The organism is Gordonia sp. p3-SID1431 (genome assembly GCF_025143765.1).
Lineage (GTDB): Bacteria > Actinomycetota > Actinomycetes > Mycobacteriales > Mycobacteriaceae > Gordonia > Gordonia hongkongensis.
The window spans coordinates 1-25813 of the sequence record NZ_JAMBDT010000020.1 but is presented as its reverse complement, the minus strand read 5'-3'; the positions used below and the strand labels follow the sequence as shown (position 1 = coordinate 25813).

General features: G+C 67.0%; 21 protein-coding genes and 1 pseudogene. 10 read left to right on the top strand and 12 right to left on the bottom strand.

Going from position 1 to position 25813, the window contains the following annotated elements:
* Positions 1-265: 265 nt before the first annotated feature.
* Together M4D77_RS07415 and M4D77_RS07410 are read left to right on the top strand one after the other, a co-directional pair.
* The gene (locus M4D77_RS07415; protein ID WP_259935909.1) at positions 266-1261 is read left to right on the top strand and encodes a glycoside hydrolase family 26 protein; all 996 of its coding nucleotides are present in this window, start codon (positions 266-268) and stop codon (positions 1259-1261) included.
* A 90-nt stretch (positions 1262-1351) separates the two neighbouring features.
* On the top strand, positions 1352-1642 hold the full coding sequence (locus M4D77_RS07410) for a hypothetical protein (RefSeq protein ID WP_259935908.1): 291 nt from the start codon (positions 1352-1354) through the stop codon (positions 1640-1642).
* Between the two features lie 160 nt (positions 1643-1802).
* Here the strand turns inward: M4D77_RS07410 and M4D77_RS07405 are convergent, their stop codons facing one another.
* From M4D77_RS07405 to M4D77_RS07395, 3 genes are read right to left on the bottom strand one after another with little or no spacing between them, the layout of a single operon-like run.
* Positions 1803-3950 (bottom strand): acyltransferase family protein, encoded by a 2148-nt coding sequence (locus M4D77_RS07405; RefSeq protein WP_396266543.1) that lies wholly within the window; start codon positions 3948-3950, stop codon positions 1803-1805.
* Positions 3947-4129 (bottom strand): cellulose synthase (UDP-forming), glycosyl transferase family 2, encoded by a 183-nt coding sequence (locus tag M4D77_RS07400; RefSeq protein WP_259935907.1) that lies wholly within the window; start codon positions 4127-4129, stop codon positions 3947-3949. The genes M4D77_RS07405 and M4D77_RS07400 overlap by 4 nt, the downstream gene beginning before the upstream one ends.
* Positions 4126-5790 (bottom strand): glycosyltransferase family 2 protein, encoded by a 1665-nt coding sequence (locus M4D77_RS07395; protein WP_396266542.1) that lies wholly within the window; start codon positions 5788-5790, stop codon positions 4126-4128. Before M4D77_RS07395 ends, M4D77_RS07400 begins: the two co-directional genes overlap by 4 nt.
* 68 nt (positions 5791-5858) lie before the next feature.
* Between M4D77_RS07395 and M4D77_RS07390 the strand changes: the two genes are divergently transcribed.
* The 3 genes from M4D77_RS07390 (at position 5859) to M4D77_RS07380 (ending at position 8464) form a co-directional block, all read left to right on the top strand.
* Positions 5859-7103 (top strand): lipase family protein, encoded by a 1245-nt coding sequence (locus M4D77_RS07390; RefSeq protein ID WP_165630462.1) that lies wholly within the window; start codon positions 5859-5861, stop codon positions 7101-7103.
* Positions 7104-7199: 96 nt separating this feature from the next.
* The gene (locus M4D77_RS07385) at positions 7200-8027 is read left to right on the top strand and encodes an SGNH/GDSL hydrolase family protein (RefSeq protein WP_165630463.1); all 828 of its coding nucleotides are present in this window, start codon (positions 7200-7202) and stop codon (positions 8025-8027) included.
* Between the two features lie 50 nt (positions 8028-8077).
* Entirely contained in the window at positions 8078-8464 is a 387-nt protein-coding gene (locus tag M4D77_RS07380; protein WP_259935906.1) for a hypothetical protein, read from the top strand.
* Between the two features lie 7 nt (positions 8465-8471).
* On the opposite strand, the gene M4D77_RS07375 is transcribed toward M4D77_RS07380, so the two are convergent.
* The 4 genes and pseudogenes from M4D77_RS07375 to M4D77_RS07355 form a co-directional block, all read right to left on the bottom strand.
* Positions 8472-10313 (bottom strand): glycosyltransferase family 39 protein, encoded by a 1842-nt coding sequence (locus M4D77_RS07375; protein ID WP_259935905.1) that lies wholly within the window; start codon positions 10311-10313, stop codon positions 8472-8474.
* On the bottom strand, positions 10310-12271 hold the full coding sequence (locus tag M4D77_RS07370; protein ID WP_165630465.1) for a hypothetical protein: 1962 nt from the start codon (positions 12269-12271) through the stop codon (positions 10310-10312). Before M4D77_RS07370 ends, M4D77_RS07375 begins: the two co-directional genes overlap by 4 nt.
* A pseudogene (locus M4D77_RS23845) lies at positions 12264-13708 on the bottom strand (glycosyltransferase family 2 protein). Before M4D77_RS23845 ends, M4D77_RS07370 begins: the two are co-directional and overlap by 8 nt.
* Positions 13705-15114, bottom strand: coding sequence for a hypothetical protein (locus M4D77_RS07355; protein ID WP_259935902.1), 1410 nt, complete (start codon positions 15112-15114; stop codon positions 13705-13707). Before M4D77_RS07355 ends, M4D77_RS23845 begins: the two are co-directional and overlap by 4 nt.
* Before the next feature lie 990 nt (positions 15115-16104).
* Between M4D77_RS07355 and M4D77_RS07350 the strand changes: the two genes are divergently transcribed.
* A complete protein-coding gene (locus tag M4D77_RS07350; RefSeq protein WP_259935901.1) occupies positions 16105-17343 on the top strand; it encodes an HNH endonuclease signature motif containing protein in 1239 nt (412 codons plus the stop codon).
* Between the two features lie 109 nt (positions 17344-17452).
* On the opposite strand, the gene M4D77_RS07345 is transcribed toward M4D77_RS07350, so the two are convergent.
* Positions 17453-18349 (bottom strand): alpha/beta fold hydrolase, encoded by an 897-nt coding sequence (locus tag M4D77_RS07345; protein WP_259935900.1) that lies wholly within the window; start codon positions 18347-18349, stop codon positions 17453-17455.
* 30 nt (positions 18350-18379) lie between these two features.
* Between M4D77_RS07345 and M4D77_RS07340 the strand changes: the two genes are divergently transcribed.
* Complete coding sequence (locus tag M4D77_RS07340) at positions 18380-19303, top strand: alpha/beta fold hydrolase (protein WP_058253616.1); 924 nt, start codon at positions 18380-18382, stop codon at positions 19301-19303.
* A 287-nt stretch (positions 19304-19590) separates the two neighbouring features.
* On the opposite strand, the gene M4D77_RS07335 is transcribed toward M4D77_RS07340, so the two are convergent.
* The 4 genes from M4D77_RS07335 to M4D77_RS07320 form a co-directional block, all read right to left on the bottom strand.
* The gene (locus tag M4D77_RS07335; protein WP_259935899.1) at positions 19591-20490 is read right to left on the bottom strand and encodes a copper resistance D family protein; all 900 of its coding nucleotides are present in this window, start codon (positions 20488-20490) and stop codon (positions 19591-19593) included.
* 6 nt (positions 20491-20496) lie between these two features.
* Positions 20497-21045: a copper resistance CopC family protein gene (locus tag M4D77_RS07330; RefSeq protein WP_259935898.1), complete on the bottom strand. Its 549-nt coding sequence runs from the start codon at positions 21043-21045 to the stop codon at positions 20497-20499.
* A complete protein-coding gene (locus tag M4D77_RS07325; RefSeq protein WP_259935897.1) occupies positions 21038-21769 on the bottom strand; it encodes a YcnI family protein in 732 nt (243 codons plus the stop codon). The genes M4D77_RS07330 and M4D77_RS07325 overlap by 8 nt, the downstream gene beginning before the upstream one ends.
* A gap of 87 nt (positions 21770-21856) precedes the next feature.
* Complete coding sequence (locus M4D77_RS07320) at positions 21857-22372, bottom strand: YtxH domain-containing protein (RefSeq protein ID WP_259935896.1); 516 nt, start codon at positions 22370-22372, stop codon at positions 21857-21859.
* Between the two features lie 70 nt (positions 22373-22442).
* Here M4D77_RS07320 and M4D77_RS07315 point away from each other — a divergent pair, with 70 nt between their 5' ends.
* The 3 genes from M4D77_RS07315 to M4D77_RS07305 form a co-directional block, all read left to right on the top strand.
* Positions 22443-23294, top strand: a complete 852-nt coding sequence (locus M4D77_RS07315; RefSeq protein ID WP_259935895.1) for a GNAT family N-acetyltransferase — start codon at positions 22443-22445, stop codon at positions 23292-23294.
* Positions 23295-23299: 5 nt separating this feature from the next.
* Complete coding sequence (locus tag M4D77_RS07310) at positions 23300-24490, top strand: alkaline phosphatase family protein (protein ID WP_259935894.1); 1191 nt, start codon at positions 23300-23302, stop codon at positions 24488-24490.
* 227 nt (positions 24491-24717) lie between these two features.
* On the top strand, positions 24718-25813 hold a 1096-nt coding region (locus tag M4D77_RS07305), incomplete at its 3' end, for an IS1380 family transposase (protein WP_259935893.1).

Sequence of the window (25813 nt, the reverse complement as noted above, 5' to 3'; positions counted from 1 at the left end):
ACATGAAGCTGTGATCGGCACCACAGCCAGCACAGTTCTTGCGTTCCCAGCGTTATCGGTCGATCTCAATCGGACCCGCAGTGCGCATTACGAACTATCTAGAGATTCGACATATTTTTGCCATTCCGCATTTAGTAAAACGCCATCGAAAAAGTGTGCTTACGCGGTTGCCTTTCGCCGTTGCCTCTGTAGCGAATGGTAATTTCCGTCGACCACACCGGCTACCCGCGCAGTCGTCCGAGCGAAGGCAAGCAAGAATGGCAGGATGGCCGGTGAAGCACCCTTCGCGCTCGGTGAAGCAGTGATCGCCCGTCGAACCCTGCTCGTGGCGTCGCTCGCAGTGGCGGGCGCACTGCTTCCTTCCTGCTCACAGGGTTCAACTGCTGCGACGTTCTCGTTGCCTAAATGCCCATGGGGCGCCTTTCTGTCTGGGCCGGCCTCGCAGTCACGCGCGACATTCGACCGTTTCGCAGCCCTTGCCGGTGCCGAACCGGACCTCCTGCATTTGTACGCGTCGACGCGAGATTCGCACCCGCAAGTTCACCTCAACAAGATTCGTCATCTGAAGGCGATCCCCGTCCTCTCGCTCGAACCGTGGAACCCGCAAGTCGGGCCGTCCCAGCCTGAATTCAGGTTGAGCAGCATCGTTGCTGGTCAGCACGACTCCGACCTACAGCGGTGGGCTGCGGAACTGGGTTCATGGGGGCACCCTGTCCTGCTGAGATTCGCTCAGGAGATGAACGGGACCTGGTATCCGTGGTCTGTCGGGCTGTACGGGAATACCGCGGCGGAGTACCGCGCGGCGTGGGTGAGGATGCACCGGATCGTCAGCGCCCAGGCGCCCAATGCCGAGTTTGTCTGGACTCCCAATGTGCTCACTGAAGGTACGCGAGACTTCGTCGATTGCTACCCCGGTGATCGGTTCGTCGACTATCTCGGGCTCGATGGCTACAACTGGGGTGACACCCCGGGCCACCGGTGGCAGTCCCCCGAGAAGCTGTTCTCGGCGAGTGTCGCCGCCCTGCGGCAGCTGAGCGCCGCGCGGCCGATTGTCCTAACGGAGGTCGGCTGTGCTGATGGAGCAGACCCAGGACAGAAGGCGCGATGGATTTCTGAATTCTTCGACGTCGTCATGGGCAATTCGGACGTAACCGGGTTCATGTGGTTTCAGACTGACAAAGAGCGCGACTGGAGATTGAATTCGACCCCGTCGAGTACACAAGCGTTCCGGGACGGGCTGGCGAACTGGATCAAGAGCTGACCAACCCTGAGATGATTGTCACCGCTGACGGGGCACAAATCTTAACCGCCGGCTGAGCGAATCTGGCATAGCGGACCTGATACTGGTCAGATGCCACCCGAGCCCATCCCGCCGACCGTGTTCCACTCGCTGATGATCTTGAACCTCTTGTTCGTGACCGGCGCGTGGAGCCTCGCGCGTCCGAGCTACCCGGTCGCTGCGGTTCTCACTGCTCTGTCTGGTGCGTGGTTCTTCTGGAACGGTCCGATCGAGGGGCGGGTGCTGGTCTCTATCACTCTCGAGCACGGCTTTACCGAGTCCGACATTCTGTGCATTGTCGGGGTCGTTCTTGCTGGTGTCGCGTGTATCCGCACGCGCGAACGGCGAAGGTGGGAAGAGTAGGGGTTGAGTGGTGCGGGGTGGTAGTCGCCTGGTGGCTTCGACTCGGCTCCTCGCCTAGCGGCTCGGGGCCGGCTCAACCAGCGGGGGTGGTTCGGGGCCGGCTCAACCAGCGGGGGAAGCTCGGGGCCGGCTCAACCAGCGGGGGGAGCTCGGGGCCGGCTCAACCAGCGGATCGACCGTTGTAGTCGAAGCGTTGCCGGTCCAGCTGCCTGCGGACCGCCGGCTCCAGGACCCGCGCGGCTGTTGCCGTGAGGTGTGAGTCGTCGCGGTAGAACAGGATCTTGTTGTGCGCGGCCCGGCAGGAGTCGCCCGAGCACAGCAGGTCGTTGACGTTCACCGTGGTGATGTCGCGGTGATCGTCGCGCGAGGCGGCGTCGATGATCGGCTCGACGCGGGGGTAGTCGTCGAAGTTGAATTCGCACTGCGTCCAGTCGTCCATCGACCCCGAGATGCAATCAGCGACCTGGAAGCCCGGGTATGGGGTGTCCGCGATGTACACCAGGTTCGCGCCGGTGTTCCGCAACTGCGTGAGCGTGTGCTCCCACGCAGCCTCGGAGACCTCCCGCGATGGCACATACGTCGACAACGACGACACGACGATGATCCGCGGACCCACCTCGGCGATGCGTCGCAGCGTGGTCTCGCGCCACTCCTGGCAATCCGCTTTGACGTAGGGCTCGAAGATCCCGCGCTGCGGCCGTAGGTGCTGCGCCGGACAAGCCGCCTTCGTGAACTGATGGACTCGCCACCCGTGATCGGCGCCGATCGTGCGGATGACGTCTGCCCACTGGTCGGCGTGGCTGTCGCCGAACAGCACCACCGGGATGCCGTCGGGCGGACCGAAGACGCAGTCGGCGCGCGCTTCCACGTCGCCGACCGGGATCAGACACTCAAACGGCTCCGGCCGGTCGTCGAACGCCTGGAAGGGATTGGGCGTGACCGGGCCGCTCGGTTCGCCTGCCTCGGCACCGAAGACCGACTGGTACGTCAGCGCCGCATTGGCGACGGTGTCCCGACTCGCGAGCTGCACGGTGACGACGCCGGCGGTCATCGTCACCGCCAGGGCCACCACTACACCGGTCAGGCCCAGTGAAATCGACGCAGACGCATTGCGCTTCAACTCGCGATTACGGAGCAGTGGTTCCTCGAACAGGATCGTCGACAACGTCGCCAGCACCAGGGAACCGCCCGAGACCAGCAGCAGTATCGGCCAACTCGACGCACCCGCCACCGACTCGTACAGCACGATCGCCGGCCAGTGCCACAGGTACCAGGCATAAGAAATCCGGCCGAGGAACTTCAGTGGTGGCGTCGCCAGAAGGTGACCGACGAACACCGATCGCGTGCCCACCATGCAGCCCGAGCCGATCACGAATGCCGCGCCGATGGTCGGCAGCAGCGCCGCCGTGCCGGGGTATGGCGTCTGCGCGTTGATCACAAAGCCCGCGACCAGTACGGCGACCAGACCTGCCCAGCCGACCGCGAAGGCCATCGGGGCACCGAGACGGTGCCCGCCGAAGCGAGCTAGCGCCGGTAGCGCGATCGCCACCAACCCGCCGACACCGAACTGCCAGGCCCGCGTGTAGGTGGCCATGTACGCCGTCGCCGGGTCGGTCGAGGTGATCAGGATGGCGAGACCCAGGGACACGGCGCTGACGATCAGCACCGCCAACCCGACCGACCATCGGACCGACAACACCCGGCCCAGCGGCGTGCGCATTGCCAGCGCCGCAGCCGCGATCACCAGGAACGGCCATACGAAATACAACTGGGCCTCGATGGCGAGGGACCAGAAATGGGTGGCCAGACTGCCGTCGATGGCCCCCGCCAGATAGTCGGCGTTCTGCTCGATGAAATGCCAGTTCGACAACTGTGCGGCCGCGGCCAGCAGGTCGATGGCCTGCTTGAACACCTTCAGCAACGGCATCAGGAACGCTGCGGCGACGATCGACACGACGATCACCAGCGCGGCCGGCGGGATGATGCGCCGAGCCCGGCGAGCGAAGAAGTTGCGCAGCGAAATTCGACCGTGCCGCTCGTACTCGCGCACCAGCAGCCCGGTGATCAGGAACCCTGAGATCACGAAAAAGACGTCGACGCCGACGAATCCGCCCGTGAGAACCGGGACGTGCGAATGGAACAACACGACCAGCAGGACGGCGATACCGCGCAATCCGGCGATGTCGTCGAAGAAGGTGTTCGGCGCCGAAGGTTGAGGTGACGGGCCCGCCGGTTGCGCACGGAGCGGAACTGTCGGCGCGTCATCGGCGCTGATCGGCACCGCTCCCCCGGCTGTATGTCTGCTCACTGCGTATCCCACGGCAGCATGACGTCGAACCATCCCAGCGCCAGCGCCGCGATGAACAGGATCACGCAGGTGTATCCGACGGCCTCCCAGGCCGAGATACGGTTCCAGTTGGTCGCCGTCGGCCGCTTGCCCGTGGTTTCGATCGGTGCGTCATCCGGTGTCGGGTCGTGCGTCGTCATTCAGCGACCTCCGCGTGTCGATCGCGTCGCCGCGGCAGCAGGATTTTGATGAACTCCACGAACAGCGGGAGTGCCAGATAGGTGTAGGCCACCACGAGCCCGACCATCATCCAGAACTGGCCCAGCCCGTACTGCATCACGTCGCGAATGATGAACACCCAGAACACCGGCAGCGAGGTACCGAGCGTGATCGCGCCGAGTGCGCTGATCGAGCGGGCCAGCGAATTGGACTTCCCGATCGCGCCCGTCGGCACCCAGCCGATCTCGCGGCCGATCATCTTGTGCCAGATCGCGACCACGTGGGCGAAGCTGTACGCCATCTGGATGCGGAGTACCTCGAACCGCCATCGAGTCCTCGACACCAGCGGAAACAACACGACATACACCCACAGCCCCAACAGGAACGGCACCAGCTGCTCCGGCCGCACGTCCTCCGGATAGAAGGCGGCCATGACGACGCCCGGGAGGAAGAGGAGGAAGACGTTCATCGCGGTGGTGAGGTAGTAGAAGACGCCGGCCCAGTCGGCGATGCGTTGTCGGAGAGTGCGCTCAGAGTGCGCAGAAGGGACGCGGGAGAGCGTCCCCTGGCACCAGCGGTATTGCTGGTTCAGAAAGCCCGCGAGGTCCGCTGGACACAACCCACGCGACAAGACGACCGGTACATAACGAATGCTGTATCCAGCCTGCTGGACCAGCCGGCCGGTGTGCAGATCCTCGCTGTGCTCGATCGCTGCGAAACCTCCCACGCGGTCGAGAGCTTGGCGCCGGTAGACCGCCGAGGTACCGACACAGTTCGCGGCTCCGATCCGATCCCGCGACGGCAAGACCCAGCGATAGAAGAACTCTTGCGTCGCGCCGGCCGTGCGCTGAATCCAGTTCATCGCCTCGGTCGTCGAGAAACACTGCGGGCTCTGGACGATCGCAACCTGCGGGTCGTCGAGGTAAGGCACGAGATGGGCCAGAAAGTCCTGGCGCGGGCAGAAGTCGGCGTCGAAGATGACGATCAGTTCGCCGCGACTGATGGTGCACGCGTACCGGAGGTTGCCCGCCTTGCGTAGATGGCCGCGATCCGGGCGGACGACGTAGGTGAATCCGAACTCGGCAGCCAGTTCGTGCACCTCGCCTCGAGCCGCGTCGTCCAGAACGTAGACGTTCAGCGGGCCGCGCCACCGGAGAGCCGCGATGTGTCGATAGGTGTTACGCAGGATTGCGATGCTCTCACCGCAGGTGGGGAGAAAGACGTCGACGCTCGGATACGAACGATCCGAGGGCTGCCAGTTCGTGACCCGTTGCTGGTGGGACCGCCAAGTGATCCGCCGGCGGTTCATTCCCGTCGCCAACGAGAGCGCATTTCCGATCACGTTGGCGAGAAGAACGATGAGGACGGGCAACAGCCACACATGGGTCGTCGCGAAAGCGGCGAGGGAAATGGACACCAAGACGAATGCAGCAATGAGAACGAGTTGCACCCAGCGCATCTGCGGGCCGAGATATTCGTACACCTCGGCATCAGACGGCGCGGCCACCGCAAGCGGATCACGCTCGGCCGCGGGCGGTTCGGCGGACCGACGGGAGGCTGTCGCGAAGGCGACAGTGTCGGCGTCGCCGTATTCACCGAGAGATGACGCGCCCGCCCGACGGGTCCCGGTGATCGACTCCACGCCCTAGAGAATCGGGCAAACAGATACGTCGAAGCAAACCGTGGGAATCGCCGGGATACCGTTCTCGGGTGAGAAGAGGGTGGCGCCGCGTCCGAACGGCGGGCGTATGGGTCGTCGTGGCGACCCTGGGTGTCGGCTCTGTGGCCGCCTGCGACTCGACGTCCGAGACCGACGAATCCACGCGATCGGTCGCCTCGGAGGCGGTCGACGCGCCGCCGTCACCCTCGCCCGTACTGGTTGCCGACGTGCGCCGTGCGCGCGGTCAGATCGTCGGCACCGACACCGTTCCGGATGCGTGGTTCGCCGCGCTGCCGCCCGGCATCACGGCTCAGCGCCTCGTTTATCGATCGGCATCGGGACTCGACGGCAAATCGACGACCGTCAGCGGCGCCCTATTCGTCCCCGGATCGGCTCCCCCGCCCGGCGGCCACCCCCTGATCTCTTACGCGCACGGCACCACCGGCATCACCCGGGATTGCGGACCCTCCGACCAAGACATGATGTTCGGAGATCTGACCGCCGTCGCCGACTTCCTCACCGCGGGATATGCCGTGGTCACGACCGACTATCAGGGCCTCGGCACCCGCCCCGAGAGCCAGCCACCGCACCCCTATCTCGAACCCCGCACCGCGGCCTACAACGTCATCGATGCTGCCCGGGCCGCACAGTCGGCCGGTCTCGGCATAGGAGGCCGGTGGTTCGCCGTCGGCCGGTCCCAGGGCGGGGGCGCCGCCTGGTCGACAGCGGAGGAGTTCGCGCAGTACGGCGATGGCGCCGGGGACTTGGTGGGTGCGGTTGCCGTCGCGCCCCTGCTGGATGCCGGCTACTTCGTCACCCGCGCGCAGGAAGGGAGTCTTTCGCGCGCGCAACGGTTCCTGTATCCGCTGGTCGTGCACGGTGTGGCCCAAGCCCGTCCTGGCGTCAACCCGGGCGATCATCTGGCCGGCCTCGGCACCGAGGCTGTGCCGGTGTGCTCGGCCGGTCGCACGGCGCTGGCGGGCTTGTCGGTGCCGGATGATGCCGCACTGAACGCGGTGACTCCGGGCGCAGCGCAAACCCTGTCCCGCGCACTCGAGGGTTACGCCCTACCGCGGCTCGCCACGAATGTCCCGATCGCGGTCTTCTACGGCGGCACCGACCCACTCATCCCCGTCGACGTCATGGAAGACACCTTGGCTCGAGCCTGCGAACTCGGCGACCGGTTGATGCGGGTCCGACACGACCAGCAGGGACACGGCGTCGACCCCGGACCCGCGATGGCCACCTGGATGCGGGACCGACTCGCCGGAGTACCGGCCCCCACCGACTGTTGAATCACATCGGGTTCGGCGTCACGCGCACTCGGAATCAACGCCCGCTATGGTGACAACGTTGGCTGGGGGGCCTCAATCGAGTTGGAGATTACGTAGATGTTGAACGCTGTGAAACGCGTTTTTGGTTCCGCGCCCATCTGGGCCTGGATCGTGATGGTTGTCTGTGCGGTGATCCTGATCGTCGGACTCATCGTGTCCAGCAATCGGACCGCGCCGACGTCGACATCTTCGGCGGGTGTGACCCCGGCCAGCATGGCTCCCCTCGAGCAGCCGGCGACCCTCGAATTCATCGAAGACGCGGAAGCGAATCCGGCCGAGCCCCGGACCATCGTTCTTCTCGGCGACTCGACCGGTGCCGCCCGGGACGGCTGGGCCCCCGCCCTCGGGACAAGGATCAGCCAGAAACTCCAACGCCCGATGGCAACCAAATTCTGGAATGCCACCACCAATGACTACGGCGCCATGGTCGGGCTCGGCGACGGCCCGAACGGCCCGATCGGTTTCTGGAACGGCAGCGCTTCCGGAAAAGACGCGAACTATGCGCTCGAGAATCTCGACAAACTGATCACCCCGGACGTGACGCCGAATCTGATCCTGCTCAATTTCGGCCACACCCAGGACCCGAACACCCCGCTCGCCGAGCAGCTCGAGCCGCTCATCACCGAGTTGCGTCAGAAGTACCCCAACGCCGAGCTCGTGGCGATCAAGCAGAGTCCCGCGCAGGGTGGCGCCACGAACGCGATCATGGAGGGCTACGCGTCCGCGATGGACGCCGAGGGCATCCAGGTCATCGACGTGTACTCCGCCTTCCCCGCCGACTCCGCCGCGCTCCGACCGTTGCTGCGCGACACCGTGAACCCCAACCCGGCCGGCCAGCAGATCTGGACGACGACCGTGCTGAAGGCTTTCGAGCTGCAGGCGTAGTGGCTTCGACAAGCTCAACCAGCGGGGGACGTCGCGCGATCATCTCGCTGATGCTCACATTCGCGATCATTGTGCCGCTGTGGTCGGCTTCGGCCACGGCAACCGCCTCGCCCCCGCCGCCCCATCCCAGGCTGGACCACTCGGTCACAGTGCAGGTACCCGGGCTGGTCTGGGGCATCGGCGGCGCCGGAGTCGTACAGCCGCGTGTGTTCTACGGACGTGGCCAGATCTATCCGTATCCCCTCGGCTACGGATTCCGCTGGCATTGGCGCAATCTCACGACCGGAGCCGCCGGCTGGATTCCGTACGACTACCCCCACCGCCGCAGCACCATCCGCACCGGAGCCGGCCAACTGGTCGTTACCGGCGAGTACTACCCGCAGCAGAACATCATCCTGAGCACTACGGTCGCCGCCACCTTCTGGGTGAACCCGTAGGGACCAATCAGCCCGATCCCTTGATCCGGTAGAGCCGGAACTGCGGTTTGCCAGTCGGCGTCGTCACCGTCATCGCGACGGTCGCGATCCCCGCACCGTCGTCCCACAGCGTCGGATACCGGACGTTGATGGCGTCGAGCGAACCCAAACCCGTCGGTCGCTGCGTCAGGATGTACTGCACGCCCTGCTCCACGGGCTGGTTGAGCTTTGCGAAAAAATCGAAGTCGCTGCGCACGACGAACTGCTCGGGGTGCTCGGACTCCAGCCAGACGCGCGAGACCCCGAAAGTATCGACGAGGACGGAGCCCTCGGGGAGGTTCTGATCGTCCAACCATGCGGCCACGTTTCCCGACACGTCACCGAACCAGTAGAACCAGAAGTCCGACGGCGGATAGCGGTCCGGCCAGAACGCCGAGCGCAGGCCGTACTCCTCCTTGCCCAGTGCCGGGTTCAGCATCGACGACGCGGTCACCGGTAGCGAGGTCGCGAGGACCAGGGCCATGAGGGTGGTGAGGGTTGTCCTTTCGACACACGACCTCCGCAAGCTCCGGTCGCTGCTCAAGGAGCGGCGGGTGTCCGACCTCCGCAAGCTCCGGTCGCTGCTCAAGGAGCGGCGCCCTTCGAGGCTCGTCGCTAACGCTCCTCGCACCTCAGGGAGCAGACGGAGGGCGGGCCCGCACGCGACGAGGACCGCGACGACGATCAGCGGCGTCGACGCCAGGTAGAAGCGGAACCAGCCGAAGGTCGAGCCAAGGATCACCGCGGACATCTGGAACAGCAGAACCGAGCCGAACACCACTGCCGGCACCGCGGCGTCGACCCGTCGCAATCGGACGGCGATCCAGGCCACGATCGGCAGCACCGCGAACAGCAGAGGCTGCATGCCGAGGAGGTTGCCGAGGATGACCTCCGCCAACGGCCCCGTCCCGACGTCCTGGGCGGACACGATCCCGGCGGCCTCCACCTGGGCGGAGTTGCCGTATTGGGAGGAGAACTGCGAGAACGCATTTCCGTCGAGGAGCCAGCCGAGACCCGCCCAGACGACGAAAGCGAAGGCTACCGGCATCGCAACGATAATTGCGTCGTGTACCCCGAAGGGTGCCGCCACCCGCCATCCGTCGAGACCCAGAACGCCATCGGGCCGATGCCGCCACGCCGACACCACGAACACCCCGACCGCGACACCTGCGGCCGCAGGCAGCGCCTCGTACCGCGTCAGGTACGCGAGACCCAACGCCACACCGGCGACAACGAGATCGAGGACCCGTGAGCGGTTCAGCCACAGCAGAATTCGACGACACGTCCACAGCAGGAAAAACAGGAACGGCGCTTCACTCATCCCCATCCCCGCGTACAGGATGATCATCGGATTCACCGCGAACGCGGTGACCGCGATCCACAGCAGCACTCGTCCGGATCCGTAGTCCAGCGCGATGCGTCGGACCTGCCAGCCGGCACCCGCCATGAACAGGGCACTCATCACGGCGCCGGCGAAGCCCACTCGACGCAACTCCGGCCACAGACTCAGCGGCCAGCGTGACGACAACTCGACCAGCGGGATCTCGACCAGGCTCGGTAGCGGATTCCACACGAACCCGATCGCACCCAGGTGAGGATCTCGACTCCAGATGGTGAATCCGGCGTTGCCCATTCGACTACTGGCATCGGGATTGATGTATCCGACAACGAGATACAGGTACGCGCCGACTGCCAGATAACCGGCAGCCAGACCGCCGAACAGGCCGATCCCCCACCACTGCGACCGGGTGAGTCGGCTGCGACTCCCCGCCGGCAGCGGCACGAGGCCCGCCGCCGGCGTCGCCGCATCACCACGCAGCGTGAGGGTCATGAATCTGCGGGTCCGTCAGCGTCCGAGCCACCGAATCGTCGGCGGTACAACATCACTGCGACCGCCACCAGGACACCGACCACAACCACTGCAACGCTGACACCCAACCAGACCACCCAGCTGGTGCCGACCTGATCGACCTCGGTACGCGGACCGTCGGCCCGCACCGTCATCAGTTCGGCCTGTCCAGCGCCGCCGGCCACCAGGACGTCCCCGCGCAGGTTGGCCAGGTCCCCTTGCTGTGCATCGAGATAAGCGAACAGCGGGTCGACCAGACTCCACGACCCCGAGGTACTCACCAGCACGACGGTGCGCGAGTTCTGCGAGAACGCCTGGATGGTCCCCAGCCCTTCCGGAATTGCGAGTCGAACCTGGGCGGACAGATCCACCAACGTCGACGAGTCCTCGGTGTTGATCGGCGGATTCAGCGGGCGTGCGTTCGCGGCGGAGGCCACGACCAGGGCGCCGGTGTTGCTCGCGATCGCCTGATCGAGCGGCACCAGCACCGGTGACAGGGCGGTGGCCGAACTCCGCTGGATCGAGGCGATCAGTTCGGCGGCGGCGTCGAGTTGCGCAGGGTTGGTGTTGTCCAGCGCGACCTGAACGGTCGGCTGCCAGCCCAACGGCACCGACGAGAATCCGCCCATGCGAACCGGTGTCGTGCTCGACGAAGCCGTCGACGACGGATCGATCTGGAATGTGAGCGGAACGCTGTGGGGCGAACACGCTCCCGGCGCCGGCTCGTAGGACACCCGGAACTCCAACGGCTCATTCGCCGCCACCTGCGCGGCCGGGATCGTGAACTCGGTGTCCAACACACCAGAGGAGTTCAGTGCGCTCGTCTGCAGGATCTCACCTCCGCTGAGTGCCATCACGTTGGCGCGCTCATTGTCGCGGACCGGGGTGTATCGCGCCTTCAACGCGACGTCGACCGCTCCGGGACGCCCCAACGCCAGGATCGTCGGATCGAATCCCGGTATCAGCGTGGCGGTTCCGAGGGCCTCCACCGACAGGCGGTCGGAGAACTCACCGAAGGTCACCGAGTCCGAACCCTGCACTGTGCGATCGCCGGCGGATTCGACTGCTGCTGAGGATGTCTGAGCGAGGTCGGTCAATCCGTCGCGGAACAGCGCAACCTGCTCGGGTAGTGAATCCTGGTCGCCACTGATCACCAGAGCGGCACCGGGCTGTCCGGCGCGCTCGACGCGGACGCCTCCGGGTCCGCCCTCCTCACGGACGACCACCACACGGTCGAGCGGACCTGCCGAACGCGGCACCCGCGCATCGGCCGACTCGACCACGTCGATCGACACACGTTGCGGGCGGTAATGATCCGCTATCGCAGCGACGACGCCGAGGGTGGTCTGTGCCGCAGCGGGACTCGGATCAACCGGGGTGTGCACAGTCACCCGGTTGACCACCGTGCCGAAGAAGTCCTGGATGGTGTCCGGAACCGACGCGACACCACGGAACCCGACGTTCAGGTTGGTCAGCGTGACATCCGGGACCGGACCACACACCGAGTCGTCGGTGCCGTTACGAAGAGTCAGGCGGAGGTCGGCACGACCGTTGTCGCCCACCGGCACCGCACTCAGCGGCACGCTGAACGGGGTACTGAGCTGCCGCGGACCGAAACGCGGCACCAGGATGGTGCCGATGATCGTGCCATCGGTGCGGGCCACCTGGATGAAGGCGTCGGTGACGTTGGTCGCTGTCGCCACCACTCCGGTGAGCGTCGTCGGGGACATGCCCTGGGGTACCGGAATGCTCACGCCGGCCGGGACGTCGGCGCCGTCGATGGTCACCGATGTCCCCATGCCGAGCTGCCGCCAGTCGAGCGTCGTCGTTCCATCGCCCGGGGCTGCAGCGGCCGGCGCCGCAACCCCTACGCCGATGATCAGCGCCGCCAGGACCACCCCCAGCGTGCGACGCAGTCGAGCAGAACTGTTACTAGGCATTCTCAGGACCTTTCGGGGGTCGGGACACACCGGGCATGGCCGAGAGCCCGTGCACGGTCTTTTCCCAGTAGGAGGGCTTGTAGATGAGCTGCGCCATGCTCTTGATCGCAGCCATGGACTGAAGGAACCAGTAACCGGGCACGAGCAGCGCGGCGCCGAGTAGGTAGGGCTTCCCGAGGGTGCGGGTCGACACGACGCCCAGCATGATGGTCGCCAGGTTCCCGACGGTGAACATCAGGACGCACAGGTAGTAGATGGGCCCCGGGAACAGGGAGTGCATGAAGTCGGGCTTGCCTGCGAACCAGATCAGCAGCAGCGTCCAGAACAGCAGGTTGAGGGTGTTGGCGATCGGCATGCCCGCGGTCAGGTTCGAGATCCTCAGGGCCGGAACGAGTCCGAGTTCGCGGACCATCTCGACCGGGTGACGGGTGTGCACCAGAAAGGTCTGTAGATAGCCCTTGTACCAACGCGAACGCTGCCGCACCCAGTTCACGACGTCGGCGTTCGCCTCTTCACCGGTGAGCGAGTCCAGGACGACCGTGCGATACCCATAGCGCGCCAGCCGGATTCCGAGATCGGCGTCCTCGGTGACGTTGTACGCATCCCATCCGCCGACCTCCCGCAGCACGTCGGTGCGGATGTGGTTCGACGTCCCGCCGAGCGGGATCACACACTTCGACGCACTGAGTGCGGGCAGCATGTAGGAGAACCACTGGTCGTACTCGATGGCGAACCACCGGGTCAGGAGATTCTCGCGCTCGTTGTAATAGCCGAGACGCGCCTGCACCGAGCCGACCTCGGGCGGACTCGCGGCGAAGACGGCTGCCGCTCTGCGCAATTGCAGCGGATCAGGGATGTCTTCAGCGTCGTAGATGGTGACGATGTCGCTGCGTTCCGATGGCAGACTCACGCGACGTTGCACGCTTTGGGTTTGGTCCGCGGCTCGCTCGGCGGGACCAGCACAGTGGTGATCCCGTCCAGATCGGCGTGCTCGACCGCCGCCCGGGTCTCGTGGTCGTCTTCTTCCAGGACCAGCAGGATGTCGAGTTTGTCTGCGGGATAGTCGATCTTGCCGACACCGGCGACGAGGTTGGCGACGATCTCGGGTTCGCCGTAGACCGGCAACAGCACGGTGTAGACCGGCAGGTCGGCGTCAGGAATCGCGCGTGCGTCGTCGTCGGACACCCTCAGCACTCCCCTGCCGGACATGCCGCGGGTGACGAGCACGAACTTGTCGACGCTCGAGACCAGGAAGTACACGGCACAGATGCTCAAGATGACCGCGAGCGAGACCCGCCAGGTCAGGAGGAACGCTGCCGCGGTCACGATCGCGAGCACGACGAGGCCGAGACGCTGCCTGCGGCTCAACGGATGTCGTGCCGACAGGGTTGAGACATGCCGCGCGTCGGTGACCGGTCCCGCGTCGGGGGTGGTCACCGAGTTGGTCGTTCGACGGCGTCGATCATCGACCACGCGAGATCGGTCAGCGCGACATCGAGGTCGGAGTCGTCGACGGGGTCCGGGGTGTCGTCGCCACCGCGGATGAGCCAACTGATGGGTTCGGCGACGGTGGTGGCATAGCTGGGCGGCTTCGGCTCCGCGACGTTCGACGATCCCGGCTGATCACGCGCGGCCATCAGGTAGACGGCGATGTAGCGCTCACCGGCCGGCGTGGGAACTCGCCAACCCCAGAATCGACCGGTCCACAGTGTTTGATCCGAGGTGCGGACCGACTCCAGTGTGTTGGCGATGCTGCCGAGCCGGGTGTGTCGGCCGTCCGAGGAGGCGGGAGTCGAGTGGATCGTCGCCGGCGGCACCGTCTCGTACCAGAGACCACGGCGGTAACTGGAGAAGCGGCCCAGATCCGCGGTGGAGAACACGTCGAGATAGGCGGTGGACAGCGGCCTGTTCTCGGGACCGGTCTGCCCCGTCGTGACGCGGTACCGACGCACGTCACCGTCGGACCCCATGACCCGTGGACCCCAGTCGAACACCTCGGGCTCGGTGATCCCGATACCGAGCGTCCGCAACTGCTCGAGCCACTCCTCGCCGATGGGCGGTGACACAACGGGTTTCGGCGATTCCGGGGCAAACGGGGTGACCGCCAGGATCACCAGTGCCACCAACCAGGCCGACGCGAGGGTGGCGATGGACTGCTTCGGGAGGCCGGCGCGTGCCGAGCCCGTTCTGCCGAACCGGAGTCGTACGACGATCGCGATCGCGGTCACCGCACCGGCGGGAACCGTGTAGGCCAGGACCGGGATGTCGTGGAGTACCGCAACCAGCACCGCGCCGCCGACGCCGGACAGCGCCGCGGTGGCGAGGGCGACCCGCGGGTGCCGACGCAGCGCCATGTACGTCACGACGAGGGCAATCGCCACGGACAACGCGCCGAAGGCGACGGTGGTGCCGCCGAGCACCTGCCCCATCAGCAGGTAGTTCGGCGGAAAGCAGGTCAGCAGGAACAACCAGATGAGGTAATCGCGGACGACGCGTCGGATCCCGAAGACCACGATCGACGCCGCGAACACCCAGATGAGGAGCGGGATCAGATCGGCGTGCCAGAACGCCGCGACGGCCGGAATCCGCGGGATGACCAGGGCCGCCGTCAGTCCGAGCGCGCCGCCCACGACGACGACCAGGATGCGGTCGAACTCGCCGTCACCGATCTCACGGCCCCGTGACGAGACGTCGAGACCGAAGGCGATCATCAGACACCACAGGGGTACGAACAGCAGGTATGCCGTCGGCGACCCCTGGCGAAGCGCGTCGAACTCGGCAGCGATGGCCGGCGCGAACGCCAGCATGCCCGCACCGATCGTCGACGCGTACCGGGCGCCCATCGACATCTCGCGCGGCGCGGTCAGGACTTGCCGCTAGGAGCGGCGGCCGGTGTCGTGCGGCGTCGGCGCACCTGCGCCGGCGTCCACCGCATCCGGCGGTGACGCAGTGCCAACGTGATCAAGAATAGTCATGAGCCCTCCCCAGGCCGGCACCTGAGCATCGGGCTCCGGCGCCGAACACGAGTCGGTGTCAACCCCGCGGGGCCGCCCCCTGACATCCCGAATCGCGAACTAGAGAAACCATAACGCTAAAAAGAAAGTTGATTGACCATCACAGATCCGGCTAGTCCGTCCGGACGAAGGACACCCGGCCTTTCCGGGGATCTCGGTCAGTGACGGCGAATCGAGACATAAATGCCGCTGAACTGCGCACACTGGCTAGCTCTGACGTCCACGAGCTGCGTGTCTACGACCGATATCGCCAGTGCGCCATCGCCGGATCATGTCTCAGTTTTGTTGTTGACACGACAGGACGCGGACTTGGTCGGCCGTCCAAGTAAGTTAGCGAATTGTGTTGTGGCACAGTGATTAACAAGCTCTACCTGTGGGTTCGCAACAGGCGGTGGAGAGTCCCTTGCCCACCGTTGACGTCTATGACGACTGACAAACAACGGTTGTTGATTGGTCGTCGCAACAGGACTGTCGGGTGCACTCGGATCTCCGAATCGGCCGCCGGTCACGATGGGTGGGACTACATCCGCCGACGCCGCGACCACCGCATCGCGTGCCTCGACGGCGCGCGCTCTCGGTGCGTCGACTCTCGACCTGACGATCAGGCGGGTGCTCGCCCACACCGGGCCGGTCCCACCGACGAGGGCCCGGCGGGCGCCCATTCGGTGCGAGATCGCGAAACGGCCGTGACTGCAGTTCACCACTGTCGACGAACATCGACGCACAGTCGACGAAATACGATGCACAGTCGACGAATTCGTGGGTCTCCACCTGTGGAAAAGTCTCGTCATCGAACATATGTTCCTGTAACTTGGAGTCATGCCCGAGCTCGAAGCCCTCCTCGACCAACTCATCGAGACGACCCCGCCCGCCGACGACCCCACCGGCGAGTCGACATTCGACGCGTTGAACATGCTGCGACTGATCGGCAACGTCGTTGCCCATCAGATCGTCACCCACACAGCGCGACTCGACGACCTCGGCGTCGCACAGAAGACCGGCAGCACCACCAAGAAGCTGCTGATCGAGACAGGACATGCGCCGGCTGCTGCTCTTCGCACCATGCGCAGTGTCGACGCCCTGCCTGCGCTTCCAGCTCTGGCCCGACATGCCTCCGACGGGCGACTGACCAGCGAGATGGTCGATGCCGTCGTCCGCGGGATGAACGAGATCGATAAACGTTGCGGGGAAGTGCTTTCTGACGACGCGCGCTCACGATATGAGCTCGAACTCATCGCCCAAGCACTATCCGGCGCGACACCGACAGAAGTGCTCAAGTCCGCCCGAGCCGTCGCCAACACACTGGTTTGTGCCACCGAGGCGGGCCTCCCCGCCGCCGACGACCCATCGCTGAACGCGGTCAACGCCCACACCACCGACGACGGCCGCGTCGAAATCCGCGCCGACCTCACCCAGGTCGTGGGCGAGAAGTTCCTGGCGATGGTCGACGAACGCTCGTGTCCACGGCCCGAACCCGACGGCTCCGAAGATCGGCGTACCGCGGAGCAGCGGCGCGCTGATGCGTTCGAGCTCATCCTCGACCAAGCTGCCATCGGCGCGACCATAGATACCGTCGGAAGCCCCCGCACGCAACTGATGCTGACCATCCCCGCCACCGGAGACCCGGCAACACTCCCGTGGACCGGAACAGTCAGCCGAGTGACCGCGAAACAAGCAGCGTGCGACGGCTCGCTGACGGAGATCATCCTCGACAGTGAGGGCGTACCGCTGCAGATGGGTCACACCCGCCGGTTGTATCCGGCACACCTCCGCAAAGCGATCATCGTGCGTGACACCTGCTGCATCAAATGCGGTGCACCACCGTCACATACCCAGGTCCACCACATCCGGTCATGGGCCGACGGCGGACCCACCGATCTCGACAACGGCTGCCTGCTCTGCCAACGCTGCCACACACAGGTCCACCACCACGGCTGGGACATCGTGATGGGTTTCGACCGCCACCCCTGGCTTGTACCGCCCGTGTCGATCGATCCGCAACGCCGACCGCTACCCGCCTACAACCGACGCACCATGCGACTCGACGACGCCGCCTGACCACACCCCGCCAGAGACCAACAGACTTTCGCGAAGCACATTCCGCACCCGGCTAAGGCCGGTACCGCATCCGTCCCTTGACAACTCCACAGTGTGAACGGCGGCTCTGTCAGCGAGCCGCCGCCGACGCTCGATCGCGGGGCACCACCGCGTCGAGTGCCTCGGCGAAGGGCGGGATGAAATAGCGCGCGCCGAGGACGCAGCAGGCGTGACCGCCGTCGACCTCGAAGCGCTGTGCGCCGGGGATGCCGTCGATCAGCAGCTGCTGCCGTTCGGGCTCGACGACTCGGTCGCGGATGGAGACGACGACGGCAGTCGGGACGTCGACCTCGCGGAGCCAGTCGCGAGAGTCGAAGTCCCCCAGCCCGTTTCCGAAGTCACCGAGGTGCGACAGCGGCGTCGAGAAGAACTGTCGAAGGGCCCAGATCGAGGTGTGTGAGGTCGTCTTGTTCAGACTCTTCTCGGACACCCGCGGCAGGATGCGGTAGACGGGGCGGAGGATGCGTCCCATGCGTTCCGACGACGCGCGGTGCCGGGGATCGTGCGTGCTGAAGTACGGCCCGGTCGAACAGAGCACCAGACCGGCGACACGTTCCGGGTGGCGACGCCACACCAGCTGGGCGATGCCGCCGCCCATCGAGAACCCGGCGACCGTGAACCGGTCGATACCCAGGACATCGGCGAGGGCGACGACGTCGTCGGCGCAGTCACGGAGGTCGAAGGTGTCGGACTCGATGCCGCGGCCGTGCCAGCGCGCGTCCAAAGTGATGACGCGATAGCGGTCGTTGATCGCCGGGATCGTCGGGTACCAGCAGAGCAACCCGGTGGTGAGCACCGAATGCAGGAGGAAGACGGCGGGTGCGTCGCGCGGGCCCGAGTCGGTGACGAACGCTCGCCCGCGCCCCGGGAGGTCGACCATCCGGCCCTCCGGGATGTCCCGAGCCGGGTACGGGGTGAACACGTGGCGGATGGCGCGCGCGGTGCCGTGAACGAACTCGGGGATCACGCCACCAACGGTACGTGAGATGCTGATCACATGATCGACATCGCCCGTCCGAAAATCGAGGGGTCGATCGCCGTCGCCGACGGTGATCGTCGGATCGGATTCGCCGAGTACGGATCGGCCACCGGACGGGCGATCGTCTGGTTACACGGCACCCCCGGCGCCCGGCGCCAGATCCCCGTCGAAGCGCGTGCGTACGCGCTCGAACGCGGAATCCGCCTCATCGGGCTCGATCGGCCGGGCGTGGGGTCGTCGAGCCCGCATCGGTACGACAACGTCGCGGCCTTCGCACCCGACCTCGCCGAGGTCCTCGAGGCCCTGGGCATCGACGACTTCGCGATCATCGGGCTGTCGGGCGGCGGACCGTACGCACTCGGGGTCGCCCACGCCATGCCCGACCGGGTGACGGCGGCGGGCATCCTCGGCGGTGTCGCGCCGACGGTCGGACCCGACCGCATAGAGGGCGGGGCCATGCGGCTCGGCACGCTGCTCGCACCGCTCGTCAGCGTGGCCGGCGCGCCGATCGGCCAGGTGCTGAGCGTCGCCCTCGGCTTCGCCCGGCCGATCGCCGAACCAGCGATCTCCATCTACGGTCGACTGTCCCCGCAGGCGGACCGAGAACTGTTGGCGCGCCCCGAGTTCCGGGCCATGTTCCTCGACGACCTGCTCCACGGCGGAAGCCGACGCATGAACGCGCCATTCGCCGACGTCGTCGTCTTCGCGCGGGACTGGGGCTTCCGTGTCGGCGACGTCAGGGTGCCCGTGCGCTGGTGGCACGGCGACGCCGACCACATCATCCCGTACGCCCACGGCGAGCACATGGTCTCGCTACTCCCCGACGCGAAGCTGTTCGAGATGCCCGGCGAGAGTCACCTCAGCACCCTGCACATGGCGACCGACATCATCGACGAACTCCTCGCGCTGTGGGACCAATCGCGGCCGCCGATGGGCGAGTGATCCGCGGGTAGCGCAGGGTCGATCCAACCCCGCTGGTCGAGCAGCGTCGAACGAGCGCAGCGAGGCCGCCGCGCCCGTCGAGGCCACCTGGTGACCCGCGGCAAAGTGGCTTCGACACGGCGCCTCGCTGCGCTCGGAGCCGGCTCAACCAGCGGGTAAGGGGGCTTCGACACGGCGCCTCGCTACGCTCGGAGCCGGCTCAACCAGCGGGAAAGGTCACCTTCTCGACCAGCGGGAAAGGTCGCCCTCTCGACCAGCGGAAAGGGAGCCGAGGGAGACGCTCCAGCTCAGAGCGGCGCGGTCGCCGACAGGCCGGCCGCGAGGCCCAGCGCCACGGCCATGATCGCCAGTTCGACGACAGCCGCGCGCACGGAGGCGGGCTCGCTGCTGCGATGCCGCTGCACGGCCGGTAGCCAGCGTCGTCGGTGCCAGGCGGCGAGACCCACGAGGATCGCGAGGACTGCGGCCTTGGCAAGCAGGATTCGGCCGTAACCGCTGCTCACCAAGTTCGCCGGACCGTCGACCTCGATCAGGCCGGAGATCAGGCCGGTCACCGTGAGGACCCCGACGGCCCAGGGTGCGCGGCCGGAGAAGACCGGCAGACTGCGCGCCCACCCCGACCGGCCGCGCACCGAGAGCAACATCGCCGCGAGCAGTCCGCACCACCAGGCCGCGGCCAGCGCGTGGGCACCGATGAGGAACGGCCCCCACGAGTCGTTGCCGGCGTGCCCGGCGATCGAGGTGGCCAGCACCCCGATCGCCGCGAGCGCTCCGACCACGAGCACCGGGATCTCGATCCCGGTCAGCAGGTCCAGCACCACCCACGCGAGGATCAGGACCCCGGCCACCAGCGCCACCATCTCGGGCGCACCCGAGAACAGCACGTCGCCGAAGTCGCCGGCCTTGACGTCGAGCACCTCGACACCCGCCCGATCGGCGGTCCGCACCCAGGCGCTGACCAGCACGGCCAACACCCACACCCCGGCCAGCAGGCCGATCACCCGGCTCGAGGGCTCGGCGTCGACCGTCGACAGTGCCCCCAGGCCGAGCAGCATTACGGAGACACCGAGTGCGAGGGTCGTGGGCACGGCGACCAGATCCGGACCGTCGGGACGGGCGAGCAACCAGCTCACCACGAGACCGCCGGCCAGGGTCATCGCGAGGATCAACCCGTTGCGGACGGTCATCTGGTGTCAGCGCCGCGTCGAGGGTCGCCGGCTCAGCCAGAACACGACGCCGAGTCCGACGATCAGGACGACGGCGGCGCCGGCGATGAACCACCACACCGGGATTCCCTCGTCCGACGACGCATCGACCGCTTCGATCGCCGGGCCGGGTTCACCGTTGCCGGCGACCGCGAGCTCGAACGTGCGCTGTCCGCTGATGACGTGCCCATCGGCCGAGGTCACCCGGTAGTTGACGACGTACTCGCCGGCCGGACCGAGTTCGCGCACCCCGACACGCAGGTTGGGGCCATCGACCGTCGGGTCGCCGTTCTGCCAGTAGTGGTCGTCGGGTCCGACGACGTTGAGCACGGCGTACGACGACTGGATCGGCTCGTTGAAGGTCAGCATCACGGTCTGCGGACCGGTCTGCAGCGTCGCCCCCTCGGCGGGGTCGGAGGACACCAGCCGCGAGTGCGCCGACGCCGGGGCCGCCGCCCACGTTCCGACGAGCCCGAGACACAGCAGCGTCGCGAGGACCAGGACGACGCGTCGAACCGGCGCGCGACGGTCAGACATCGCCGCCGCCACGACCGTTGCGCCGCAGCGCTGTCAGCGCCGCGACGCCGATGACCGCGCCGAGAGTGCCGACCACCAAGCCGATCCCACCGAGCCAGCGCGCGGCGGAGTCCTCAGACGATGCCGACGACTCGGAGGTGTCCGAAGCGTCGGCGGTGCCCGTCGTCGAGGCGGCGTGCGAGCCGCCGTGATGCCCGTCGCCCGTGGCCGGGGGCAGGGTCAGCGTCGGTGCGGGCAGCTCCGGCTCGGAGCCGTCGTCGGGGGTCGGCTGGTTCCAGTCGGCGGTCTCACCGTCGGCGTAGGTCTGCAGCGCGGGGAGTTCGACGGTCTCCTGCTCGGGGAACGGTCCGCCGGAGAACCGGAACTGGCCGAACTGCCCGACCGGCACCCCCGGTGATCCCGGATCGGCGGTCCAGGTGATCTCGGTGACCTTGTCGTCCTTCTTGGTGACGACGGACTTCCAGCCGGGCATCACCTCCGGGCGGGCCGAGGTCAGCCCGGGCAGCGTCACCCGCAGCGCGGTCGTGGCGGCGGCGTCGGACTCGTTGGGGACGACGAAGGTGACGACGCCGTACCCGCCCTGGGTGACCGTCGGCGCGTTGGCGGTGACGTGCGCCGACGCGGCACCCGCACCCGCGAAGGAGGCGAGGCCGACGAGGGCGACGGCGGCGGCGGGCGCGGTGATGCGGCGGGCGATCGTCGCCCGCGGGGAACTGAGCTTCATGGATTGTGTCTTTCGATGGTGTCGGGACCGGTCCTCGTGGACGCGCGCGTCGACCCCACACCGTTCTGGTCTGGGGCCCGGGCGGCGTCAGGAGCCGTCGGGTGGTCCGCGAACACCGGTGCCGCACAACGCGGGTGCGACCGGAACACAAGGCGGCGTCCAGAACACCGGAGCGGCCGGATGTGCTGCGACGGCGACCGGTGGCACCAGCGATCGGATCACCGAGCCGATCGACGCCAGGAGGTGGGCACCGGCGACGATTCCGACCGCGCTGAGCGGGATCGCCACCAGGTGGGTGAGGAGCATCGGCAGCGTCGAGGTGTCGTGGGCTGCGTGCCCCGCGTCGAGCGCGAGAGACCAGTGACTCGCCGCCTGGGCAGCGGACAGGACCAGCGTGGTCGACGCCGCCGCCGTCGTGAGCCGTCCCCGGCGCGGCGCGAGCAGCAGCGACGCGACCACGCCGATCGCGGCGCTCAGCAGGACGCCCGACGAACTCGGCATCGCCCCACTCGCCGCACCGTGCGCGGCGACCGCCACCGCGGGAACCACACCGGCCGCAGCGACGCGTGCGAACGCGTCGGACGGTCGGGCGGTGCGGGACATGGGGCTCATCCTAGATCGGGCTCAACGAACCCCGACCACGGTGTCGCCGGGCGATGACAGAATCGACCCCATGTCGGATGCAACCCTCGGTGTGGAGGTTCGTGAACTGTCGTCGCCCGACGAGCTCGAGGACCTCCTACGGATCTTCGACGACGTGTGGCGGCCCGATCCGACGAACCGACCCGTGGGGACCGACATGCTGCGGGCGCTCAGTCACGCCGGCAACTACGTGGCCGGCGCCTTCATCGGCGACCACCTCGCGGGCGGGAGCGTGGCGTTCTTCGGCGCACCGGTCGGCGAGACCCTGCACAGCCACATCACCGGGGTCACCCGCCGCGGCCGTGGCCACCAGGTGGGTCATGCGCTGAAGATGCACCAGCGTCGCTGGGCGTTGGAGCGCGGACTGTCGACGATCACCTGGACCTTCGATCCCCTGGTCGCCCGGAACGCCTACTTCAACCTCGCGAAGCTCGGTGCGACGCCCGTGCACTACTACGAGGATTTCTACGGCGAACTCGGTGACGAGCTGGGCGGCGACGCCGACTCCGACCGGGTGTTGGTGGCGTGGGACCTGAAGTCCGCCGCGCCGTCGGCGCCGGACGGGTCGTCGAGGTCGGAGGGGTCGGTGGAGTCGGTGGACGAGGCGCTCGCCGATGGGGCCGTGTCGGTCATCGACGTCGAACAACCATCCCATCCCGTCGCGCACCACGAGCGCATCACCCCTGATGCCGGCGCCGTTGTCGAGGTTCCGCGTGACGTCGAGTCGATGCGGGTCAGCGCGCCGCTCGACGCCGCACGGTGGCGCATCGCGCTGCGAGATGCGTTGTCGCCGTTGCTCGTCGAGGGAGACGCGCGTCGGGCGGTCCGGTTCCTGCGGTCGGGACACTATGTGTTCGGACCGACCGGTTCGGGGGCGCGGTGACTGAAATGGCGGGTCCGCTGGAGCTGGCCCCGGCAGACTGGCACGGATATCCGCACACGCTCGCCGACGTGTTGCCGACGGTGGCGGGTGCACTCGGAATCGCGTCCGAGGGTGCGGGACCCGTTGTCCCACCGAGCGAGTCGGTGGTGCTGCTGCTCATCGACGGCCTGGGCGCGACCCTGCTGGACGACTACGCCGAGCATGCCCCCACGCTCAGGGAACTGACCTCGACGACGCTGCGTGCCGGGTTTCCGGCGACCACCGCGACCAGCATCCTGAGCCTGACGGGCGGCACGTCGTGCGGAGTGCACGGGATCATCGGGTACAGCTTCCGCCCGGGTGACGAATGCCGAACGCGCGGGTCACGACGAGTGCTCAACTCGCTGCGCTGGACCCTCGACGACGCCTCCGGACCGTCGGCGTTGATGACGTATCCCCCGGCCCTCGTCCGCACCGAGCGAGGGAGTCTCGAAGAACTTGCCGCAAAGGGTGTCCGGGTCACCTATGTCATGCCCGGCGAGTTCCGCGGAACCGGCCTGACGATGGCGGCCTTCCGCGCGTCGGGACAGTTCCTGCCCGCCGTGACGCCCGACGGCATCCGCGACGCCGTGCTGACCACCCTGCGGCGCCGGAGTCGGCATCGGCGTTTCGTGTACGCCTACTACAGCGAGCTCGACATGGCGGGCCACATCCACGGCCCGGGGTCGGCGGAGTGGCTGGAGAAACTGCGCATCGTCGAACGGCTGGTCGCCGACCTCGCCTCCGAACTGGGCGATGGCGCAACCCTTCTCGTCACCGGTGACCACGGGATGATCACCGCCGACCGGGCGATCGACATCGACACCGCCCCCGCCCTGCTCGACGGAGTCGACGCGGTGGCCGGCGAGGCGCGGGTCCGGCACGTCTACGCGACACCGGGATCGGCCGACGACGTGCTGAGCGGCTGGGCGTCGTATCTCGGCGACGCCGCGCACGTGGTCTCGCGCGAGCAGACCATCGACGAAGAGTGGTTCGGACCGATCGTCAGTGACGCTGTGGCACAACGCATCGGCGACGTCGTCGCGGTGGCCCGCGGCGCCACCACCCTCACCCGCAGCAAGCGCGAGACGATGGAGTCGATGATGCTCGGCCACCACGGCGCCTGGACCACCGCCGAGCAACTCGTGCCGCTCATCGTGGCCCGGGCTGCGTCCTGATCCGAGAGAAGCGGACAACCCCTGCTCCCTGATCCGAAGGAACGACCTGCCCCCCGCTCCTCAGCTCAGGGAGCGCCCGGAGCTTGCGGACGGCGCGGCCAACCACCGCTCCCTGAGCCTGGATCCGTGGACGGGTGCGGGGTGTCGATAACGTGAAAATGCCCTCTGAGCTGGAATGATTGGTGGTGTTGAGACAACAAAACATTCCAGCTCAGAAGGCACTTTCAGTGAAAGTATCGCACACGTTCTCCGCCACGTCCGCCATGTTCGACGACAACAACCTGGTGTCGCACGCCGGACTGGTACCGGTCATGGCGGTGGCTGAGTCGACCGGGTTGGCCGCATCGCTGGGCGACCGGGTCGATCTCGGCACCACCCAGGTCGCCTCCGCCGGGGCCAACCTCAATGCGAAACTATTGACCGTGATCGGCGGATTGTGTTGCGGCGCTGACAGTATCGACGACCTCGGAATGGTGCGCAGCGGTGGGCACACCCGCCTGTTCGACCGCGTGTACGCCCCAGCCACGATCGGACAAACGCTGCGCGAGTTCACCCCCGGCCACGCCCGGCAACTCAACGCCGTGATGACCCACACCTTGCCGGCGATGTGCGCCACCGCGGACCTGCTGCCCACCGACGGGTCCCGGGTATTTGTCGACATTGACTCGCTACTACGCCCGGTCTACGGCTACCAGAAAGAAGGCGGCTCCTACGGGCACGCCAAAATCGCCGGGCGTGAACTCCTGCGCAAAGGGTTGTCCCCGCAGGTCACCACCCTGTCCGCAGCCGGGCATCAACCGGTGATCGCCAACGCCTGGCTACGCGCCGGGCGCACCGCTTCCGGGAGCGGGGCAGCGAGAATGATCGCTGAAACCCTGACCACCGCACGCCGCTGTGGGGCGAGCGGGGAGATCACCGTCCGCGGCGACGCCGCCTATGGCACCGCCGCGGTGATGCGCACCTGCCAACGCCTCGCAGCGACGTTCTCGCTGGTCCTGCGCACCAACACCGCGATCACCCGCGCCATCACCGCGATCGGCGACGACGCCTGGACCCCGGTGCACTATCCCGGGGCGGTCACCGACCCCGACACCGGCGAACTGATCTCTGATGCCGAAGTCGCCGAAACCACCTACACCGTGCAACCGGACTCCACCCAGCCGGTCACCGCCCGCCTGATCGTGCGCCGGGTCACAGCCCACCACCCCGCCGGCACCGACACCCTGATGCCCGCCTGGCGGTACCACTCGTTTTTCACCAACACCACCGACGACACCGTCACCGCCGAACTCACCCACCGCCGCCACGCCATCATCGAAACCG

Bases quoted from the DNA above. Each gene is read 5' to 3' on its own strand.
- M4D77_RS07325 (WP_259935897.1), bottom strand. From the start codon at position 21,769: ATGAAGCTCAGTTCCCCGCGGGCGACGATCGCCCGCCGCATCACCGCG.
- M4D77_RS07350 (WP_259935901.1), top strand. From the start codon at position 16,105: ATGCCCGAGCTCGAAGCCCTCCTCGACCAACTCATCGAGACGACCCCG.
- M4D77_RS07385 (WP_165630463.1), top strand. From the start codon at position 7,200: ATGTTGAACGCTGTGAAACGCGTTTTTGGTTCCGCGCCCATCTGGGCC.
- M4D77_RS07415 (WP_259935909.1), top strand. From the start codon at position 266: ATGGCCGGTGAAGCACCCTTCGCGCTCGGTGAAGCAGTGATCGCCCGT.
- M4D77_RS07400 (WP_259935907.1), bottom strand. From the start codon at position 4,129: ATGACGACGCACGACCCGACACCGGATGACGCACCGATCGAAACCACG.
- M4D77_RS07310 (WP_259935894.1), top strand. From the start codon at position 23,300: ATGGCGGGTCCGCTGGAGCTGGCCCCGGCAGACTGGCACGGATATCCG.
- M4D77_RS07375 (WP_259935905.1), bottom strand. From the start codon at position 10,313: ATGACCCTCACGCTGCGTGGTGATGCGGCGACGCCGGCGGCGGGCCTC.
- M4D77_RS07315 (WP_259935895.1), top strand. From the start codon at position 22,443: ATGTCGGATGCAACCCTCGGTGTGGAGGTTCGTGAACTGTCGTCGCCC.
- M4D77_RS07340 (WP_058253616.1), top strand. From the start codon at position 18,380: ATGATCGACATCGCCCGTCCGAAAATCGAGGGGTCGATCGCCGTCGCC.
- M4D77_RS07335 (WP_259935899.1), bottom strand. From the start codon at position 20,490: ATGACCGTCCGCAACGGGTTGATCCTCGCGATGACCCTGGCCGGCGGT.
- M4D77_RS07380 (WP_259935906.1), top strand. From the start codon at position 8,078: ATGCTCACATTCGCGATCATTGTGCCGCTGTGGTCGGCTTCGGCCACG.
- M4D77_RS07370 (WP_165630465.1), bottom strand. From the start codon at position 12,271: ATGCCTAGTAACAGTTCTGCTCGACTGCGTCGCACGCTGGGGGTGGTC.
- M4D77_RS07320 (WP_259935896.1), bottom strand. From the start codon at position 22,372: ATGTCCCGCACCGCCCGACCGTCCGACGCGTTCGCACGCGTCGCTGCG.
- M4D77_RS07330 (WP_259935898.1), bottom strand. From the start codon at position 21,045: ATGTCTGACCGTCGCGCGCCGGTTCGACGCGTCGTCCTGGTCCTCGCG.
- M4D77_RS07355 (WP_259935902.1), bottom strand. From the start codon at position 15,114: ATGGGCGCCCGGTACGCGTCGACGATCGGTGCGGGCATGCTGGCGTTC.
- M4D77_RS07410 (WP_259935908.1), top strand. From the start codon at position 1,352: ATGCCACCCGAGCCCATCCCGCCGACCGTGTTCCACTCGCTGATGATC.